Source organism: Cellulosimicrobium sp. NPDC057127 (assembly GCF_042670945.1).
Taxonomy (GTDB): Bacteria; Actinomycetota; Actinomycetes; order Actinomycetales; family Cellulomonadaceae; genus Cellulosimicrobium.
In genome coordinates this window covers 313,578-330,213 of the sequence record NZ_JBHUUP010000002.1, presented here as the reverse complement: position 1 = coordinate 330,213, position 16,636 = coordinate 313,578, and the positions used below count along the sequence as shown (strand labels likewise).

The 16,636-nt window shown below is 74.3% G+C and carries 17 protein-coding genes; 3 read left to right on the top strand and 14 right to left on the bottom strand.

Annotation, left to right across the window (positions count from 1 at the left end; translation table 11 throughout):
- Positions 1-45: 45 nt before the first annotated feature.
- From hisH to ACFTZA_RS03220, 5 genes are all read right to left on the bottom strand, one after another.
- Positions 46-744, bottom strand: a complete 699-nt coding sequence (gene hisH, locus ACFTZA_RS03240; RefSeq protein ID WP_378190675.1) for an imidazole glycerol phosphate synthase subunit HisH — start codon at positions 742-744, stop codon at positions 46-48.
- A gap of 8 nt (positions 745-752) precedes the next feature.
- Positions 753-1,322, bottom strand: coding sequence for a hypothetical protein (locus tag ACFTZA_RS03235; RefSeq protein ID WP_378190673.1), 570 nt, complete (start codon positions 1,320-1,322; stop codon positions 753-755).
- Positions 1,319-1,918, bottom strand: coding sequence for an imidazoleglycerol-phosphate dehydratase HisB (gene hisB, locus ACFTZA_RS03230; RefSeq protein WP_378190671.1), 600 nt, complete (start codon positions 1,916-1,918; stop codon positions 1,319-1,321). Before hisB ends, ACFTZA_RS03235 begins: the two co-directional genes overlap by 4 nt.
- Positions 1,915-3,081, bottom strand: coding sequence for a histidinol-phosphate transaminase (locus tag ACFTZA_RS03225; protein ID WP_378190669.1), 1,167 nt, complete (start codon positions 3,079-3,081; stop codon positions 1,915-1,917). Before ACFTZA_RS03225 ends, hisB begins: the two co-directional genes overlap by 4 nt.
- Positions 3,082-3,142: 61 nt before the next feature.
- Positions 3,143-3,661, bottom strand: a complete 519-nt coding sequence (locus tag ACFTZA_RS03220; protein ID WP_378190667.1) for a Rieske (2Fe-2S) protein — start codon at positions 3,659-3,661, stop codon at positions 3,143-3,145.
- Between the two features lie 193 nt (positions 3,662-3,854).
- Here ACFTZA_RS03220 and ACFTZA_RS03215 point away from each other — a divergent pair, with 193 nt between their 5' ends.
- Both ACFTZA_RS03215 and ACFTZA_RS03210 read left to right on the top strand, forming a co-directional pair.
- The gene (locus ACFTZA_RS03215; protein WP_378190665.1) at positions 3,855-4,283 is read left to right on the top strand and encodes a hypothetical protein; all 429 of its coding nucleotides are present in this window, start codon (positions 3,855-3,857) and stop codon (positions 4,281-4,283) included.
- A gap of 304 nt (positions 4,284-4,587) precedes the next feature.
- Complete coding sequence (locus tag ACFTZA_RS03210; RefSeq protein WP_378190782.1) at positions 4,588-6,816, top strand: RecQ family ATP-dependent DNA helicase; 2,229 nt, start codon at positions 4,588-4,590, stop codon at positions 6,814-6,816.
- Positions 6,817-6,840: 24 nt separating this feature from the next.
- Here ACFTZA_RS03210 and ACFTZA_RS03205 read toward each other — a convergent pair whose 3' ends face one another.
- On the bottom strand, positions 6,841-7,308 hold the full coding sequence (locus ACFTZA_RS03205; RefSeq protein ID WP_378190663.1) for a GNAT family N-acetyltransferase: 468 nt from the start codon (positions 7,306-7,308) through the stop codon (positions 6,841-6,843).
- Between the two features lie 11 nt (positions 7,309-7,319).
- Positions 7,320-8,645, bottom strand: a complete 1,326-nt coding sequence (gene hisD, locus ACFTZA_RS03200) for a histidinol dehydrogenase (protein ID WP_378190661.1) — start codon at positions 8,643-8,645, stop codon at positions 7,320-7,322.
- Positions 8,646-8,711: 66 nt separating this feature from the next.
- Between hisD and ACFTZA_RS03195 the strand changes: the two genes are divergently transcribed.
- Positions 8,712-8,954, top strand: coding sequence for an RNA-binding S4 domain-containing protein (locus ACFTZA_RS03195; RefSeq protein ID WP_378190659.1), 243 nt, complete (start codon positions 8,712-8,714; stop codon positions 8,952-8,954).
- Positions 8,955-8,982: 28 nt separating this feature from the next.
- Here ACFTZA_RS03195 and ACFTZA_RS03190 read toward each other — a convergent pair whose 3' ends face one another.
- The 7 genes from ACFTZA_RS03190 to ACFTZA_RS03160 all read right to left on the bottom strand — a co-directional run bounded on the left by ACFTZA_RS03190 (position 8,983) and on the right by ACFTZA_RS03160 (position 16,634).
- Positions 8,983-9,390, bottom strand: coding sequence for a pyridoxamine 5'-phosphate oxidase family protein (locus tag ACFTZA_RS03190; RefSeq protein ID WP_378190657.1), 408 nt, complete (start codon positions 9,388-9,390; stop codon positions 8,983-8,985).
- 37 nt (positions 9,391-9,427) lie between these two features.
- The gene (dnaE, locus tag ACFTZA_RS03185; protein WP_378190655.1) at positions 9,428-12,961 is read right to left on the bottom strand and encodes a DNA polymerase III subunit alpha; all 3,534 of its coding nucleotides are present in this window, start codon (positions 12,959-12,961) and stop codon (positions 9,428-9,430) included.
- A 179-nt stretch (positions 12,962-13,140) separates the two neighbouring features.
- Positions 13,141-13,653, bottom strand: coding sequence for a GNAT family N-acetyltransferase (locus ACFTZA_RS03180; RefSeq protein ID WP_378190653.1), 513 nt, complete (start codon positions 13,651-13,653; stop codon positions 13,141-13,143).
- Complete coding sequence (locus ACFTZA_RS03175; RefSeq protein WP_378190652.1) at positions 13,650-14,582, bottom strand: RluA family pseudouridine synthase; 933 nt, start codon at positions 14,580-14,582, stop codon at positions 13,650-13,652. Before ACFTZA_RS03175 ends, ACFTZA_RS03180 begins: the two co-directional genes overlap by 4 nt.
- Positions 14,579-15,259 carry a signal peptidase II gene (locus ACFTZA_RS03170; protein WP_378190650.1) on the bottom strand — a complete coding sequence of 227 codons (681 nt, stop codon included), beginning with the start codon at positions 15,257-15,259 and terminating at the stop codon, positions 14,579-14,581. The genes ACFTZA_RS03175 and ACFTZA_RS03170 overlap by 4 nt, the downstream gene beginning before the upstream one ends.
- A 112-nt stretch (positions 15,260-15,371) precedes the next feature.
- Positions 15,372-15,833 (bottom strand): TraR/DksA family transcriptional regulator, encoded by a 462-nt coding sequence (locus ACFTZA_RS03165; RefSeq protein ID WP_378190648.1) that lies wholly within the window; start codon positions 15,831-15,833, stop codon positions 15,372-15,374.
- A 132-nt stretch (positions 15,834-15,965) separates the two neighbouring features.
- The gene (locus ACFTZA_RS03160; protein ID WP_378190646.1) at positions 15,966-16,634 is read right to left on the bottom strand and encodes a DivIVA domain-containing protein; all 669 of its coding nucleotides are present in this window, start codon (positions 16,632-16,634) and stop codon (positions 15,966-15,968) included.
- Positions 16,635-16,636 lie beyond the last annotated feature (2 nt).

The window sequence follows — 16,636 nt, the reverse complement described above, 5'->3', positions numbered from 1 at the left end:
GAGCGACGGCGGTGCCGCCGTCGCCCGCGCCCCGGTGGCGTGCGGTCAGAGCGATCGCACCCAGTTCTCGAGCAGCGTCGCGCCCGCGTCGCCGGACTTCTCCGGGTGGAACTGGGTGGCCGACAGCGGCCCGTTCTCGACGGCGGCGACGAAGCGCCCGCCGTGGTCGGACCACGTGACGAGCGGTCGCCGGATCGGCGAGTCCCCCGGCAGGTCGTCGCCGAGCGTGAACGTGCGCGCCGCGTACGAGTGGACGAAGTAGAAGCGCTCGTCCTCGATGCCGCGGAACAGCACGCTGCCGTCCGGGACGTCGACGGTGTCCCACCCCATGTGCGGGACGATCTCCGCCTCGAGCCGGTCGACGAGCCCGGGCCACTCCCCCAGCCCCTCGGCGAGCGTGCCGTGCTCGTCACCCTGCTCGAACATGACCTGCATCCCGACGCAGATGCCGAGCACCGGGCGGCCGCCGGCGAGCCGGCGCCCCACGATCTCGTTCCCGCGCACCGAGCGCAGCCCTTCCATCACGGCGGCGAACGCGCCCACGCCCGGGACGACGAGACCGTCGGCCTCCTGGGCCCGGGTGCGGTCCGCGGTCAGCTCGACGTCGGCGCCCACGCGCTCGAGCGCGCGGACGGCGGAGCGCACGTTGCCGAAGCCGTAGTCGAGCACGACCACGGACGGCCGGCGCGCGCCGGGACCCGCGGTCGCCGCCGTGCCCGTCGCAGGGCTCTCGTTCCCGTCCACGCCCTGGCTCACTTCTTGCGCGCCCGACGGCCCGCCGCGGTGAGCAGACGCATGGCCTTCCAGCGAGAGATCGACGTGCTCGCCACGACGCCGTCGAGGTCCGCGAGCGTGCTCGCCCCCGTCAGCAGGTCCTCGAGCTCCTCGGGGGCGCCGCCGAGCACGAGACCCGGCGCGAGCACGTCGCCGGCGGCGCCGTCGGTCCACCGCGTCATGGACAGCTGCTCCCCGCGACGCTCCACGAGGACGAGCGGGACGCCCTTGACGAGCGTCGTGATCGCGGCGGCGGCGTGCGCGGGGGCGTCGCCCGCCCGGTCGCGCAGCAGGGCGACGGCGCCCACGTCCGTCGCCACGACGTCGGCCTCCACCTGGGCGAGCGAGCACGCCGCGGCGAGCGGCTCCGCGCCCGCGATCTGGGTCACCAGCGCGACCAGCTCGGGGATCTCGCCGTCCGTCAACGAGGACAGGTCGTCGGGGATCTCGATGCCGTCGAGCGCGTCGACGCCGTCCGTGCCGTCCGCGACGGAGCGCAGCTCCGGGTCGTCGTCGCGCGGGGCCGGGGCGTTCGGGTCCTGGGTCACAGTGCTCCCTTGGTCGACGGGATGCCCTCGACGCGCGGGTCGGGTGCGACCGCGGCGCGCAGGGCGCGGGCGAGGGCCTTGAACTGCGCCTCCACGACGTGGTGCGGGTCGCGGCCGGCGAGCACGCGCACGTGCAGGCAGATGCCGGCGTGGTGGGCGATCGACTCCAGCACGTGACGCGTGAGCGAGCCCGTGAAGTGCCCGCCGATGAGGTGGTACTCCTGCCCCTCCGGCTCCCCCGAGTGCACGAGGTACGGGCGCCCGGACACGTCCACGACGGCGAGGGCGAGCGCCTCGTCGAGCGGCACCGTGGCGTCGCCGAAGCGGGAGATGCCGCGCTTGTCGCCGAGCGCGACCCGGAGGGCCTCGCCGATGGCGATCGCGACGTCCTCGACCGTGTGGTGGGCGTCGACGTGGGTGTCGCCGGTCGCCTCGACCGAGAGGTCGACGAGCGAGTGCTTGCCCAGGGCGGTGAGCATGTGGTCGTAGAAGGGGACCGTCGTCGAGATCTCGGTCCGGCCGGTGCCGTCGAGGTCGAGCTCGACGACCACGCTCGACTCGGACGTCGCGCGCTCGATGCGCGCGGTGCGCTTCACAGTCCTGCCACCTCCACGAGGGCGTCGCGGAACGCCCGCATCTCGTCGCGGGTGCCGATCGACACCCGCAGCCATCCGTCCGGTCCAGTCTCCCGGATGAGCACGCCGCGTTCCAACAGGGCAGCCCAGACCGCGTGGCGGTCGGGGAACGTCCCGAAGAGCACGAAGTTCGCGTCGGACTCCGCGACCTCGAGCGCGCGGCCGTCGGCGTGCCGCAGCGAGCGCAGCCACGCGACGGTCGCGTCGCGCTCGGCGCGCAGGGCCTCGACCTGGGCGAGCAGCTCGCCGGAGTGCGCCAGCGCGGCCCGCGCGACGGCCTGCGTCACGGCCGACAGGTGGTACGGCAGCCGCACGACGCGCAGGGCGTCGACGACGGCGGGCGCCGCCGCCAGGTACCCCACGCGGGCGCCGGCGAGGGCGAACGCCTTGGACATCGTGCGCGAGACCGCCAGGTTCGGGTACCGGGCGAGCAGCTCGAGCGCGGAGGGCGTGCCCGCCCGGCGGAACTCGCCGTACGCCTCGTCGACCACGACGACGGCGGGCGCGGTGGCGCCGTCGGACCCCGTGGGCACGGCGACCTCCAGCGCCGCCTCGCACACCGCCGCGACCGTCGTCGCGGGCAGCGCGGTACCGGTGGGGTTGTTCGGGCTGGCGAGCAGGACCACCGACGGCTGCTCGCGCGCGATCACCTCGCGGGCGTGCTGCGGGTCGAGCGTGAAGTCCTCGGCGCGGCGCCCCACGACCCAGCGCGTGTGCGTGTCACGGGCGTACTCGGGGTACATCGAGTACGTCGGCGCGAACGACACGGCCGTCCGGCCGGGGCCGCCGAACGCCTGGAGCACGTGGAGCATGACCTCGTTCGAGCCGTTCGCGGCCCACAGCTGCGCGGCGTCGAGGCCCACGCCGGACTCCGCGGCGAGGTACGCCGCGAGGTCGCCGCGCAGGGCGAGGAAGTCGCGGTCCGGGTAGCGGTTGAGCCCCGACGCCGCCTCGCGCACCGCCTCCGCGATCGTCGCGACCACGGCCGGAGCAGGAGCGTACGGGTTCTCGTTGACGTTGAGGAGCACGGGCACGTCGAGCTGCGGCGCGCCGTACGGCTCGATCCCGGCGAGCTCGGGGCGCAGGGGCAGCCCGGTGCCGCCGGCGGCGGGGGGTGGGGTCACCTGCACAGTCTACGAACGCCGGGGACCGCGCCCGCCGTGACGTCCGGCACGCGGGCACGCCTCAGGCCGAGGTGACGCGCCCGCCGTCGACGGTCACGGCGACCTCGGTCAGCGGGGACGGCGCCGGACCGCCGAGGACCGCACCCGTCGCGAGGTCGAACCGCGAGGCGTGGCACGGGCACACCAGCTCGCCCTCCCCCGGCCCGACCGTGCACCCCTGGTGGGTGCAGACCGCGCTGAACGCCGCGAACGTCTCCTCCGCCGGCCGGGTCACCAGGACCGGGGCGTCGTCGACGGTGACGGCGACCGCCCCGCCGACCGGGACGTCGTCGGCCTGCGCGAGCACCTCGCCGGCCGGCACGCCGGAGCCCTGGCTCCCGGTACCCGCCGGCTCGTCGCGGGCGCCGGTCGCAGGCCCGCCCCCGCACGCCGCGAGGACCGCGAGCGCCGCGCCCGCGCCCGACCCGGCGAGCACGGCACGGCGCGTGGGGCCGGGCACGGGGACCGACGCGCGCGGCACGTGGACGCCCGGCCGGGCGACGGCCGTCCGCCGCGGCGCGTCGTCGTGCTGTGCGTCCATGTCGGCCTCCCCTGCCGTCCGGCCCGCCCGTTGTCCGCGTCCGGGTCCGCCGTGCGCGACGTCGCGCACGGCGCTTCAATTGAAGCACCGGGGCGCTCCGCGTGCTCCGGGACGCGCCACCCGGGGCCGTCGCCGTCGGACGCGCCCCGTCGCACGTCGGCGCGCGCTCGTCGTCCCCGCGGAGGGAGCCGCGATGGCCACGTCCGGCCCGCCGGGCCCGCCCCCTCGCCCGGCGCACGCCCGGGGCGCGTGGGTCCTGCGCGGCCTGACCGCCGCCGGTCTCCTGCTGTCCGCGGACGTCCACCTCGTGCTGTACCTCGAGGGGTACCGGGACATCGTCGTCGTCGGCCCCCTGTTCCTGCTGAACGCGGTGTCCGGCGTCGTGCTGGGGGTTCTCGTGCTGACGTGGCGGCACTGGTTGCCGCTCCTGGCGGCGATCGGCTTCGGCGCCCTCACGCTGGCCGCCTTCTACGTGTCGACGACCGTCGGGTTCTTCGGGGTCGACGAGACCGTCGGGGGGACCCAGCAGGTGCTCGCCGCGGTCGCCGAGTGGGTGGCGGTCGTCGCCGGGAGCGTCGCGCTCGTGGTGGAACGACGCAGGTCGCGCACCGGGACGCCCTGAGGCGACGGCGCAGGGCTGGGGACGACCTGCCGCCCCATGGTCGGGTGCGCCTACGATCGGGCGGGTGAGCTCCACCGACCCGTACGCCGACCTGCCCTTCGACCCCGCGGACGAACCGCCGCTCGACGACCCGTACGGCGACCCGTGGGAGCCGGCCGGGACGGGCGCCCCGGACGCCGGGAGGCCGGTCACGGCTCCTGCGGAGCAGGACGGGCGGCCGTCCCCCGGTGCCGGCGCGCCGCCCGCCGCGGGCCCCGCCGCTGCGCGCGGGGACGGCGACGCGGTCAAGCGCGCGAAGCTCGCCATGCTGCGCGGGCTGCTCGACGGGGAGTCGCTGCGCGAGGACGCCGAGACGGCGCTGCGCGCGCTCGTGGGCCGGGACGACGCGCGGCTGCGCGACGACCAGTGGCGTGCGATCGAGGCGCTCGTCGCGTTCCGGCGCCGCGCGCTCGTCGTGCAGCGCACCGGGTGGGGCAAGTCTGCGGTGTACTTCGTCGCGACGCGGCTCCTGCGCGACCGCGGCGCGGGACCGACCGTCATCGTCTCCCCGCTGCTCGCCCTCATGCGTGACCAGATCGCGGCCGCGGCGCGCGCGGGGATCCGCGCCGTGACGATCAACTCCGCGAACGTCACCGAGTGGGAGGACGTGCACGCCGCGATCGCCGCCGGGGAGGTCGACGTGCTGCTGTGCTCGCCCGAGCGGCTCAACAACCCCGGGTTCCGCGACGAGGTGCTGCCGCGGCTCGCCGCGGACGCCGGCCTCGTCGTCGTGGACGAGGCCCACTGCATCTCCGACTGGGGGCACGACTTCCGGCCCGACTACCGGCGCATCCGCACGCTCCTGGCCGACCTGCCGACCGGGATCCCGGTGCTGGCGACGACGGCGACCGCCAACGAGCGCGTGACGGCGGACGTCGCCGAGCAGCTCGGTGTGCGTGCGGAGGCGGCGCAGCCCGGCGCGTCCGACGAGGTGCTCGTCCTGCGCGGCGCGCTCGACCGCGAGTCGCTGCACCTGGCCGTGCTCCCCCTGCCCGACCAGCCCTCGCGCGTCGCGTGGCTCACCGAGGCGCTGCAGGACGTCGACGGCTCGGGCATCGTCTACTGCCTCACCGTGTCGGCCGCCGAGCAGGTCGCGAGCCAGCTGCGCGCGGCGGGCCTCGCCGTGGCGTCGTACACCGGCCAGACCGACCCGGCGGAGCGCGAGCGTCTCGAGGAGGACCTCAAGGAAAACCGCGTCAAGGCGCTCGTCGCGACGTCGGCGCTGGGCATGGGCTTCGACAAGCCCGACCTCGCGTTCGTCGTGCACCTGGGCGCGCCGAGCTCCCCCATCGCCTACTACCAGCAGGTCGGCCGTGCAGGTCGCGGGGTGGACGACGCGGTCGTCGTCCTGCTGCCCGGCGAGGAGGACCGCCGCATCTGGGAGTGGTTCGCGTCCACCGCGTTCCCGCCGCAGGCACAGGTGCGTGCGACCCTCGACGCGCTCGGGAGCGGGGGGACGCAGTCGGTCGCGCAGCTCGAGACGCAGGTCGACCTCAAGCGGTCGCGTCTCGAGGGCATGCTCAAGGTGCTCGACGTCGACGGCGCGGTGCGGCGCGTCAAGGGCGGCTGGGAGGCCACCGGGCGCCCGTGGTCCTACGACGCCGAGCGGTACGCGCGCGTCGACCAGACCCGCGAGGCCGAGCAGCGCGCGATGCTCGACTACCAGGCGACCACCGGCTGCCGCATGGCGTTCCTGCGCGCCGCCCTCGACGACCCGGAGCTCGAGCAGGGGTGGGAGTGCGGGCGGTGCGACCGCTGCGGCGGCGTGGAGCTGCCCGCGGCGCCGGACGCCGAGACGGTCGCCGCCGCGCGGGCCGACATGGACCGCCCCGGCGTCGAGGTCGTCGCGCGCCGGCAGTGGCCGAGCGGGATGGACCGGCTCGGGATCGACGTGCGCGGCCGGATCGCCGCGGAGGAGCAGGCGGAGACCGGGCGCGCGGTCGCACGGCTCGACGGGCTCGGCTGGTCCGCGCCGCTGCGCGAGCTGTTCGCGCCCGGCGCGCCGGACGGCGAGACGCCCGTCCCCCTGCGCCGGGCCGCGGCGCGCGTGCTCGACGAGTGGGACGCGCTCCACGACCCGCACCCCGCCCCGGCCGACGGCGACGAGGGCGCCGAGGCGGAAGCGCCCGCGGAGCGCCGGCTGCTCCTCGACGGCGTCGTGGCGGTGCGCTCGGTCACGCGACCGCACCTCACCCACCACCTCGCGAGCGGGCTCGCCGCCTACCTGGGTCGCCCGCTCATCGGGGCGATCGGGCCCGTGCCGGGCCGCGAGGAGCCCGGCCGGCACGACGTGAACTCGGCGACGCGGCTCGCGGGCGTCGCGGCGCGCCTGCAGCTCGAGCTCTCGCCCGCGGCGCTGGCCGGCCTCCCCGGGCGACGCGTGCTCCTCGTCGACGACTGGACCGAGTCGGGCTGGACCCTCACGGTCGCCGCACGCCTGCTGCGCCAGGCGGGCGCCGAGGCCGTCCACCCGTTCGTGCTCGGGGTGCGCTGAGCGTGCCGCGCCCGGGGCCGCGGCTCACCAGCGCAGCCGCAGCTCCGTGTACGTCGTGTCGGTGAACCCGAGCGAGCGGTAGAGCCTCTCCCCCTCGGGCGTGGTGTGCAGCGCGACGGAGTCGGCTCGCGCCGCGCGCGCCCACCCGACGGCCGCCTCGACGCACGTGCGCGCCAGGCCCCGGCCCCGCGCGCGCGGCAGCGTGCAGACGTTCGTCACGTGCGCCGTGAGCCCGCGCGCGTTCCGCGCCGACGGCGCACCCCTGCTCAGCGTCACCAGGGCACCCGCGACCACCTCGCCGTCGTCGTCCACGACGAACGCGGCCGCGTCCTCGCCGGAGAGCGCCGCCCGGAACCACACGAGAGCGCGCTCCTGCCACTCCGGAGCCTCGGCGTCGGGCTCGCCCATCGCGCGCATGAGCTCGACGCGCAGCGCCACCAGCGCCGGTGCGTCGCCCGGACGCGCCCGCCGCACGACGACGTCGACCGTCACCGGCGACCGCCTCAGTGGAAACGGGCGCGCACGGCCTCGCCGTGCGCCGGCAGGTCCTCGTCGTTCGCGACGGCGACGATGCGGTCGGCGAGCTCCCCGAGCGCCTCGCGGTCGTACTCGATCACCTGCACCGCCTTGACGAAGCTGTGCACGCCGAGCCCGCTCGCGAAGTGGGCGCAGCCACCCGTGGGCAGCACGTGGTTCGACCCCGCCATGTAGTCCCCCAGGGACACGGGCGACCACGGACCGACGAAGACCGCGCCCGCGCTGCGCACCCGGTCCGCGAGCGCCGCTGCGCCCTCGGTCTGGATCTCCAGGTGCTCGGCGCCGTAGGCGTCGACGACGGCGAGCCCGTGCTCGACGTCGTCCACGAGGACGACGGCGGACTGCGGACCGCCGAGCGACCGGGCGACGCGCTGCGCGTGCTTCGTCTCCGGGACGAGGTCTACGAGCCGCGCCTCGACGGCCGCGGCGAGCTCGACCGAGGGCGTCACGAGGACCGCGGCGGCCAGCGGGTCGTGCTCGGCCTGGCTGATGAGGTCGGCGGCCACGTGGCCGGCGTCGGCGGTCGCGTCCGCGAGGATCGCGATCTCGGTGGGCCCGGCCTCGGCGTCGATGCCGACCACCCCGCGCACGAGACGCTTGGCCGCCGCGACGAACACGTTCCCCGGGCCGGTCACCACGTCGACCGGCTCGCACAGCACGTCGCCGTCCTGCGGCGCTTCACCCGACGCCCCGTACGCGAGCATCGCCACCGCCTGGGCGCCACCGACGGCGTAGACCTCGTCCACGCCGAGCAGCGCGCACGCCGCGAGGATGGTGGGGTGCGGCAGCCCGCCGCCCTCGCGCTGGGGCGGGGACGCGACCGCGAGGCTCGCCACGCCCGCCTCCTGCGCCGCGACGACGTTCATGACGACCGACGACGGGTACACCGCGAGACCGCCCGGCACGTACAGCCCCACGCGTCCCACCGGGACCCAGCGCTGGCGGACCTGCGCGCCGGGCGCGACCTGCACGGTGAAGTCCTGCGGACGCTGGGCCGCGTGCACCAGCCGCACGCGCCGGATCGCCTCCTCGAGACCCGCGCGCACCGCCGGGTCGAGCTCCGCGAGCGCCGTCGTGAGCGCGTGCGGCGGCACGCGCAGGTGCTCGGGCCGCACGCCGTCGAAGCGCTCGGCGTACTCGCGCAGCGCGCTCGCCCCGCGCTCGCGCACCGCCTCGAGGATCGGCGCGACCTGCTGCGCGGCGTCCTCGACGCCGACCTCGGCGCGCGGAAGGGTGTCGACGAGCTCGCGGGCGCTCAAGGTCCGGCCACGCAGGTCGATGCGGGTGATCATGCGACGAGTCTAGGAGGGCACCGGCCGAGCACGGAACGTGCGGGCACGAGGTGCGACGATGTCCCCATGGACCAGCCTGCGGACGCCACCCTCCCCACGGTCGAGATCGCCGACGACGTCATCCGCCTGGGGCAGTTCCTCAAGCTCGCGGGGCTCGCGGAGTCCGGCGCGCAGGCGCGCGACCTCGTCGCCGACGGGGAGGTCCGCGTCAACGGCGAGGTCGACACGCGCCGGGGCCGCCAGCTGCGACGCGGCGACACGGTGACGGTCGAGCACCCGCAGGGTCAGCAGGGCGCGACGGTGGCCTGACCTCCCTCGCCGGCGCGGGCGGTGCGGCCTATCCCGCCATGTACGTCGAGGACATCACCTTGTCCGGCGTGAGCCGCAGCACGACCCGCTCCGGGTTGGGCGACAGCTGCCGGTAGCGACGCGCGTAGCGGGCCACGGCGTCGGCGACCTCCGCCTCGTCCTCGACGACCTCGACGGTCCCTTCGAGCGTCATCCAGCGGCCCCCGTCGACCTGGCACACGGCTGCCCGCGGCGGCGCGCCGTCCGGGCCCCGACGGCGCGCGTTGCGTGCCTTGACCGACGACCGGTTGCACGTGATCCGCACCACGCCGGCGTCCGGGTCCCACGTGAAGGCGACGGGCACGACGTGCGGGGTCCCGTCGGCGCGCAACGTCGTCAGCGTGGCGAGGTGCCGCTCGGTGACGAAGACGCGCTGCTCGGGGTTGAGGCGGATCACGCGGCCGGCTCCAGGTCGGGGCGCGAGGCCGGGCGGGTCACACGAGGCACGACGGCCCCAGCAGCGCCTTGAGGTCGCCGAACAGCGCGGGCGACTTCTCCACGCGCAGCGCGTCGCCGGCGCGCACGATCGTCGTCTTGCCCGGCTCGAGCACCTGCACGTGGACCTCGGCGGAGCCGGGATGCGTCGCGAGCACCTCGCGCAGCCGGGCGATGACGGGCTCGACGCACCGGGTGTGCGGCACCTTGACCGCCATCGGCGACTCCGGGCCGACCGAGACGTCCGGCAACGACACCTCCATCGCCTGCAGCTGCATCGCGTCGTCGCGCCGCCGCACCCGGCCGCGCAGCACGACCACCTGGTCCTCGGCGAGGATCGTCGAGTACGCGAGGTACGTCTCGCCGAAGAACATCACCTCGACCGCGCCCTCGAGGTCCTCGATGGTCACGGCGGCCCAGGGGTTGCCGTTCTTGCTCATCTTGCGCTGCAGCGAGGTGATGAGGCCGGCGACGGTGACGGTCGACCCGTCGGGGCGGCCCTCGTCCGCGATGAGCGCGGCGATCCCCGTGTCGGCCGCGCGCGTGAGCACGTGCTCGAGACCCGACAGCGGGTGGTCGGACACGTACAGGCCGAGCATCTCGCGCTCGAACGCGAGCCGCTGCTTCTTGTCCCAGTCGGGCAGGTCCGGCACGTCGACGCTGAACGACATCGCCGGGTCGTCCTGCGCGCCGAAGTCGGCGAAGAGGTCGAACTGACCCTCCGCCTCCTTGCGCTTGACGCTGATCACCGAGTCCACGGCCTGCTCGTGCACCACCAGGAGCGCCCGGCGGCCGTGGCCGAGGGAGTCGAACGCGCCGGCCTTGATGAGCGACTCGATCGTGCGCTTGTTGCAGACGACCGCCGGCACCTTGTCGAGGAAGTCCGTGAAGGACGTGAACGCCCCCTTCTCCTCGCGCGTGGCGACGATCGCGTCGACGACGTTGCGCCCGACGTTGCGGACCGCGGTGAGACCGAAGCGGATGTCGTCGCCGACCGCCGTGAAGTTGGCCGCCGAGGAGTTGACGTCCGGGGGCAGGACGGTGATGTGCATGCGCCGGCACTCGTTGAGGTACAGCGCCGACTTGTCCTTGTCGTCGCGCACGCTCGTGAGCAGCGCGGCCATGTACTCCGTCGGGTAGTTGGCCTTGAGGAACGCGGTCCAGTACGACACGAGGCCGTAGCCCGCCGAGTGCGCCTTGTTGAACGCGTAGCCGGCGAACGGGACCAGCGTGTCCCACACCGCCTGGATCGCCTTGTCGGAGTACCCCCGCTCCTTCATGCCCGCGTGGAAGGGCACGAACTCCTTGTCGAGGATCTCCTTCTTCTTCTTGCCCATCGCGCGACGCAGCAGGTCGGCCTGGCCGAGCGAGTACCCGGCGAGGACCTGCGCGGCCTTCTGCACCTGCTCCTGGTACACGATGAGGCCGTACGTCTCGTCGAGGACCTCGGCGAGCGGCTCCGCGAGCTCCGGGTGGATCGGCTCGATCTTCTGCAGGCCGTTCTTGCGCAGCGCGTAGTTCGTGTGCGAGTTCATGCCCATCGGCCCGGGCCGGTACAGGGCGATGACGGCGGAGATGTCCTCGAAGTTGTCGGGGCGCATCTGGCGCAGCAGCGCGCGCATCGGACCGCCGTCGAGCTGGAACACGCCGAGCGTGTCGCCGCGCGCGAGCAGCTCGTACGCCGCCCGGTCGTCGAGCTCGAGCGTCTCGATCGCGATCGGGTCCTTGCCGTTCATCTCGATGTTCTCGAGCGCGTCCTCCAGGATCGTGAGGTTGCGCAGCCCGAGGAAGTCCATCTTGATGAGGCCGAGGCCCTCGGACGTCGGGTAGTCGAACTGGGTGATGACCGCGCCGTCCTGGAGGCGGCGCATGATCGGGATGATGTCGATGAGCGGCTCGCTCGACATGATGACGCCCGCCGCGTGCACGCCCCACTGGCGCTTCAGGCCCTCGATGCCGCGCGCGAGCTCGACGACACGCTGGGCCTCCGGGTCCGTGTCGTGCAGCTGACGAAACTCGCCCGCCTCGGCGTAGCGCTCGTGCTTCGGGTCGAAGATGCCGGACAGGGGGATGTCCTTGCCCATGACCGCCGGCGGCATCGCCTTGGTGAGCTTCTCCCCCATCGCGAAGGGGAAGCCCAGGAGCCGCGACGAGTCCTTGAGCGCCTGCTTCGCCTTGATCGTGCCGTACGTGACGATCTGCGCGACGCGGTCGTCGCCGTACTTGTCCGTGACGTACCGGATGACCTCGCCGCGCCGGCGCTCGTCGAAGTCGACGTCGACGTCGGGCATCGACACGCGCTCGGGGTTGAGGAACCGCTCGAAGATCAGGCCGTGCTTGAGCGGGTCCAGCTCGGTGATGCCCATGAGGTACGAGGCCATCGACCCCGCCGCCGACCCGCGCCCCGGGCCGACGCGGATGCCCTGCTCCTTGGCCCAGTTGATGAAGTCGGCGACCACGAGGAAGTACCCCGGGAAGCCCATCTGGACAATGACGTCGGTCTCGTACTCCGCCTGCTTGCGCGACGCGTCCGGGATGCCGCCGGGGTAGCGCCGGTGCAGACCGCGCTCGATCTCCTTGACGAACCAGCTCGTCTCGTCCTCGCCGTCCGGCACGGGGTAACGGGGCATGTAGTTGGCCTTGGTGTTGAACGACACCTCGCACTGCTCGGCGATGAGCAACGTGTTGTCGCACGCCTCGGGGAGCTCGGCGAACACGCGGCGCATCTCCGCCGCGGACTTCACGTAGTACCCGGTGCCGTCGAACTTGAACCGGTCCGGGTCGTCGAGCGTCGAGCCCGAGTTGATCGCGAGCAGCGCCTCCTGGCTCGACGCGTCCTCCTCGCGCACGTAGTGCAGGTCGTTCGTCGCGACGACCTTCGCGCCGATCGTCTCGGCGAGCCGCAGGAGGTCCTTGACGACACGTGTCTCGATCTCCAGGCCGTGGTCCATGAGCTCGATGAAGAACCCGTCCCGGCCGAAGATGTCCTGGAGCTCGCCCGCGGTCCGCACCGCCTCGTCCCACTGGCCGAGGCGCAGGCGCGTCTGGATCTCGCCGGACGGGCACCCGCTCGTCGCGATCAGACCCTTGCCGTAGCGCTGCAGCAGGTCGCGGTCCATGCGCGGCCACTTGCCCATCTGCCCGTCGAGCGACGCGAGCGACGACGCCCGGAACAGGTTGTGCAGGCCCTCGTTGTCCTTCGCCAGCAGCGTCATGTGCGTGTACGCACCGCGCGCCGAGACGTCGTCCGCCTCCTGGCCCTTCTCGCCGAACCGCACGCGCGTCTGGTCGAACCGGCTCGTGCCCGGCGTGACGTACGCCTCGACGCCGATGATCGGCTTGATGCCCTTCGCCTGCGCCTTCGACCAGAACTCGAACGCGCCGAACACGTACCCGTGGTCCGTCGTCGCGACGGCCTTCTGCCCGAGCCGGTCGACCTCGTCGAACAGGTCCCCGATACGCGCCGCGCCGTCGAGCATCGAGTACTCGGTGTGGACGTGCAGGTGGACGAAGTCCTCGGTCGTGCTCGGCATGCGTCGATCCTAGGCGCGGCCACGGACATCACCGGCCATGGCGGACGACGCGTCGGTCACGTCTCTGGCAGCACCGGTTCCGTGTGGCGGGTCGCCGCCGCGCGGTGGTGGGTCACGAGCCCCGGGGGCCGGGGCCGTGCGAAGGACGTCAGAGCCGCGCGCGGCGACCGGACGCCGGGTCAGGCGGTGAGGGCCTTCGCGGCGTCGCGGTGGTCGATGCCGGCGTCGAGGTAGACCGGGCCGTGGACCGTGTAGCCGAGCCGCTCGTAGAAGCCCGCAGCCCGGACCTGGGCGGAGAGCTCCACGCGCACGGTCGGGCGGCCGTCCGGGCCCGGGACCGCGTGCTCGGCGAGAGCGAGCTCCTCGAGGGCGCGCATGACCGCGGCGCCGGCGCCGGTGCCGCGCGCCGACGCCGCGACGGCGACGCGGCCGACGTGCGTCTCGCCCGGGTGCGCCGGGTCGGTGAGCAGCCGGCCGGTGCCCACGACGGCGCCCGCGGCGTCGCGCACCAGGACGTGCGTCGTGGTGGGGGCGGTGTCGAGGTCGTCGATCTCCTCCTCGACCGGGACGTGCTGCTCGTCGACGAAGACGGCGAGGCGCAGCGCGTGCGCCTCGGCCAGCCCGGCGGTGTCGCGCACGCGCTCGACGACGAACCGGGGCGTCCCCGGCGCCGCGGGCGTGGCGGCGCTCACGCGTACGCCCCGCGCAGGACCTCGAGCGCGTGCGCGAGGTCGTCGGGGTAGGAGCTCTCGACCTCGAGCCGGCGGCCCGTGGTGGGGTGCTCGAACCCGAGCCGTACCGCGTGCAGCCACTGACGCGTCAGGGAGACGCGCGACGCGAGCACCGGGTCGGCGCCGTACGTCAGGTCGCCCACGCACGGGTGGCGCAGGGCGGAGAAGTGCACGCGGATCTGGTGCGTGCGCCCCGTCTCGAGGTGGACCTCGACGAGCGAGGCGGCGGGCAGCATCTCGAGCACCTCGTAGTGGGTGACCGACGGCTTGCCGTCGGCCGTGACGGCGAACTTCCAGTCGGCGCTCGGGTGGCGCCCGATCGGCGCGTCGATCGTGCCCGTCGTCGGCTCGGGGTGGCCCTGGACGAGCGCGTGGTAGACCTTGTCGACCGTGCGCTCCTTGAACGCGCGCTTGAGCGCCGTGTACGCGACCTCGCTCTTCGCGACCACCATGAGGCCGGACGTCCCGGCGTCCAGGCGGTGCACGACGCCCTGGCGCTCCGCGGCGCCCGACGTGGAGATGCGGTAGCCGGCCGCGGCGAGCGCGCCGACGACCGTCGGACCGGTCCAGCCGGGCGACGGGTGCGCCGCGACACCCACGGGCTTGTCCACGACGACGAGGTCGTCGTCGTCGTGCACGATGCCCATGCCCGGCACCGGCTCCGCGACGACCTCGACGGCGGCGGGCGCGGCGTCGGGCACGTCGACCTCGAGCCACGAGCCGGCGGGCAGACGCTCGGACTTGCCGACCACCCGGCCGTCGAGGCGCACCGCGCCGTCTGCGGCGAGCTCGGCCGCGCGCGTGCGCGACAGGCCGAGGAGGCGGGACAGGCCGGCGTCGACGCGCTCGCCGGCGAGCCCGTCCGGGACGGGCAGCGCGCGCAGGCTCACCGGTCCTCCCCCGCCGACGCCGCGTCGTCCGCGGTGCCGTCGCCCGTGGGCGCGGCCTCGTCGTCGCGCCCCTGCCGCGTGCCGTCGAGGCCGATCCCCATGACCGACAGCACCGCGATCATCACCGCGGCACCCACGATCGCCACGTCGGCGACGTTGCCGACGAAGAACCCGGCGTAGTCGATGAAGTCGACCACGTGCCCGCGGGCGAAGCCGGGCTCGCGGAAGAACCGGTCGAGGAGGTTGCCGAGCGCCCCACCGAGCAGCAGACCGAGCGCGACGGCCCAGGCGCGCGAGCCGATGCGGCTGACCATGCGCACGATGACGACGACGACCGCCACCACGACGATCGTCAGGAGCCACGTCATGCCGGTCGCGATCGAGAGCGCGGCGCCGGGGTTGTACAGCAGGCGCAGGCCGAGGAGGTCGCCGACGAGCGGGATGGTGTCGTCGCCGAGCACGAGCGCCGACTCGGCCCACCACTTGGTGAGCTGGTCGAGCGCGAGGACGGCGACCGCGAGGACGACCGTCCAGGCGACGAGGCGTCGGCGGGGTCGCGGACGACCCTGCTGCTCGTCGCCGGCGGGGGCCGGCGCGGGAGGGGCGGCGTCGGCGGGCCGGTGGGACGAGACGTCGGGCGCCGGGTCGACGGGCTCGGGCTGCGCGGAGGTGGACATCGGCGGCAAGTCTGCCACGTGGGCGGCCTCCGACCGACCTGACGTCGGCACCGAGCCGTCCACCGACCGCACCGACGGCAGCGCCGCGCGGCGCGAGAACCTCAGACGGAGGTCAGCGACGCTCCTCGCGCTGCTTCGCCTCCACCGACAGCGTCGCGCGCGGGAACGCCTGGAGCCGCGCCTTGCCGATCGGCAGGCCCGTGGCCTCGCACGTCGCGTACGTCCCCGCCGCGATGCGCGCGAGGGCGTGCCGCGTCTGGGCGAGCAGGTCGCGGACGTTGTTCACGAGCGTGAGCTCCTGCTCGCGCTCGAGCGCGCTCGACCCCGAGTCGGCCTGGTCGTCGCCCGCACCGTCCCCGGAGTTCCGCAGCAGGTTCGAGAGCTCGGCGTCCGCCGCGGCGAGCTCGCCCTCGAGCCGCTCCTTCTCGGAGAGCAGCTCGGCCGCCAGCTCCTCGACCTCCTGGACGGTCCACGGGTCCTCCCCGTCGCGCACGGGAAAGGACGGGACGTCCTTCGCGAGGTTCGGGAACTGGTCGCGCACGGCCGACCTGGCCGCGGTGCTGAGCTTCGTCATGTCGCCCTCCTGGGTCGAGTCACGCGAGAGTAGACGCAGCGGCCGGTACGCACAACACACCACGCCGTCCCCGCGGGGAGGGAGCGCAGGTGCCGCGCGTACCGGCCGCTGCCGGACGATGCGACGCTGAGGCTAGATGCCGGGCGCGAGGTCGCTGCTGCGACCGGACCCGCCGACGTTGCTGCGCGGCGGGAGGGCGCTGCCCCGGTTGTCCAGGTCCCCGAGGAGGTTCTGGAGGTAGCTCTTGAGACGCGTGCGGTAGTCGCGCTCGAACAGGCGCAGCTCGTCGATCTTGCGCTCGAGGAGCGACCGCTCCTGCTCGAGCTGGGAGAGCGTGCGGTGGGAGGTCTCCTCCGCCTCGCGGACGATGCGCGAACCCTCCTCCTTCGCCTCGGCGATGAGCCGGTCGCCCTCCTCCTGGCCCGACCGCACGTAGTCGTCGTGCAGCTTCTGGGCCAGCTGGAGCATGCCCGTGGCGGACTCGGGCTCGGCCGCGTTCTTCGTCACCATGGCCTGCGACGGTGCGGCGACCGGGGCCGGCTCCGGCTCCGGCGCCTTCGGCGTCTCGACGACCGGCGGCGCCGCCGCGGCGGAGGAAGCGTCGGCCCTGCTCAGCTCGGCGACCCGGCGCTCCGCGGCGGCGAGCTTCGACTTGAGGTCCTCGTTCTCCTCCTGCACGGAGTTGAGGGTCCTCACCACCTCGTCCAAGAAGTCGTCGACCTCTTCGACGTCGTATCCCTCGCGGAACTTCGTCGCCGAGAACTTCTTGTTCAGGATGTCCTCTGCAGTGAGCAGTGCCATCG

Excerpts from the sequence above, each read along its gene's own strand:
- ACFTZA_RS03220 (WP_378190667.1), bottom strand. The coding sequence starts at position 3,661 with ATGGACGCACAGCACGACGACGCGCCGCGGCGGACGGCCGTCGCCCGG.
- ACFTZA_RS03215 (WP_378190665.1), top strand. The coding sequence starts at position 3,855 with ATGGCCACGTCCGGCCCGCCGGGCCCGCCCCCTCGCCCGGCGCACGCC.
- ACFTZA_RS03210 (WP_378190782.1), top strand. The coding sequence starts at position 4,588 with ATGCTGCGCGGGCTGCTCGACGGGGAGTCGCTGCGCGAGGACGCCGAG.
- hisD (WP_378190661.1), bottom strand. The coding sequence starts at position 8,645 with ATGATCACCCGCATCGACCTGCGTGGCCGGACCTTGAGCGCCCGCGAG.
- ACFTZA_RS03195 (WP_378190659.1), top strand. The coding sequence starts at position 8,712 with ATGGACCAGCCTGCGGACGCCACCCTCCCCACGGTCGAGATCGCCGAC.
- dnaE (WP_378190655.1), bottom strand. The coding sequence starts at position 12,961 with ATGCCGAGCACGACCGAGGACTTCGTCCACCTGCACGTCCACACCGAG.
- ACFTZA_RS03170 (WP_378190650.1), bottom strand. The coding sequence starts at position 15,259 with ATGTCCACCTCCGCGCAGCCCGAGCCCGTCGACCCGGCGCCCGACGTC.
- ACFTZA_RS03165 (WP_378190648.1), bottom strand. The coding sequence starts at position 15,833 with ATGACGAAGCTCAGCACCGCGGCCAGGTCGGCCGTGCGCGACCAGTTC.
- ACFTZA_RS03160 (WP_378190646.1), bottom strand. The coding sequence starts at position 16,634 with ATGGCACTGCTCACTGCAGAGGACATCCTGAACAAGAAGTTCTCGGCG.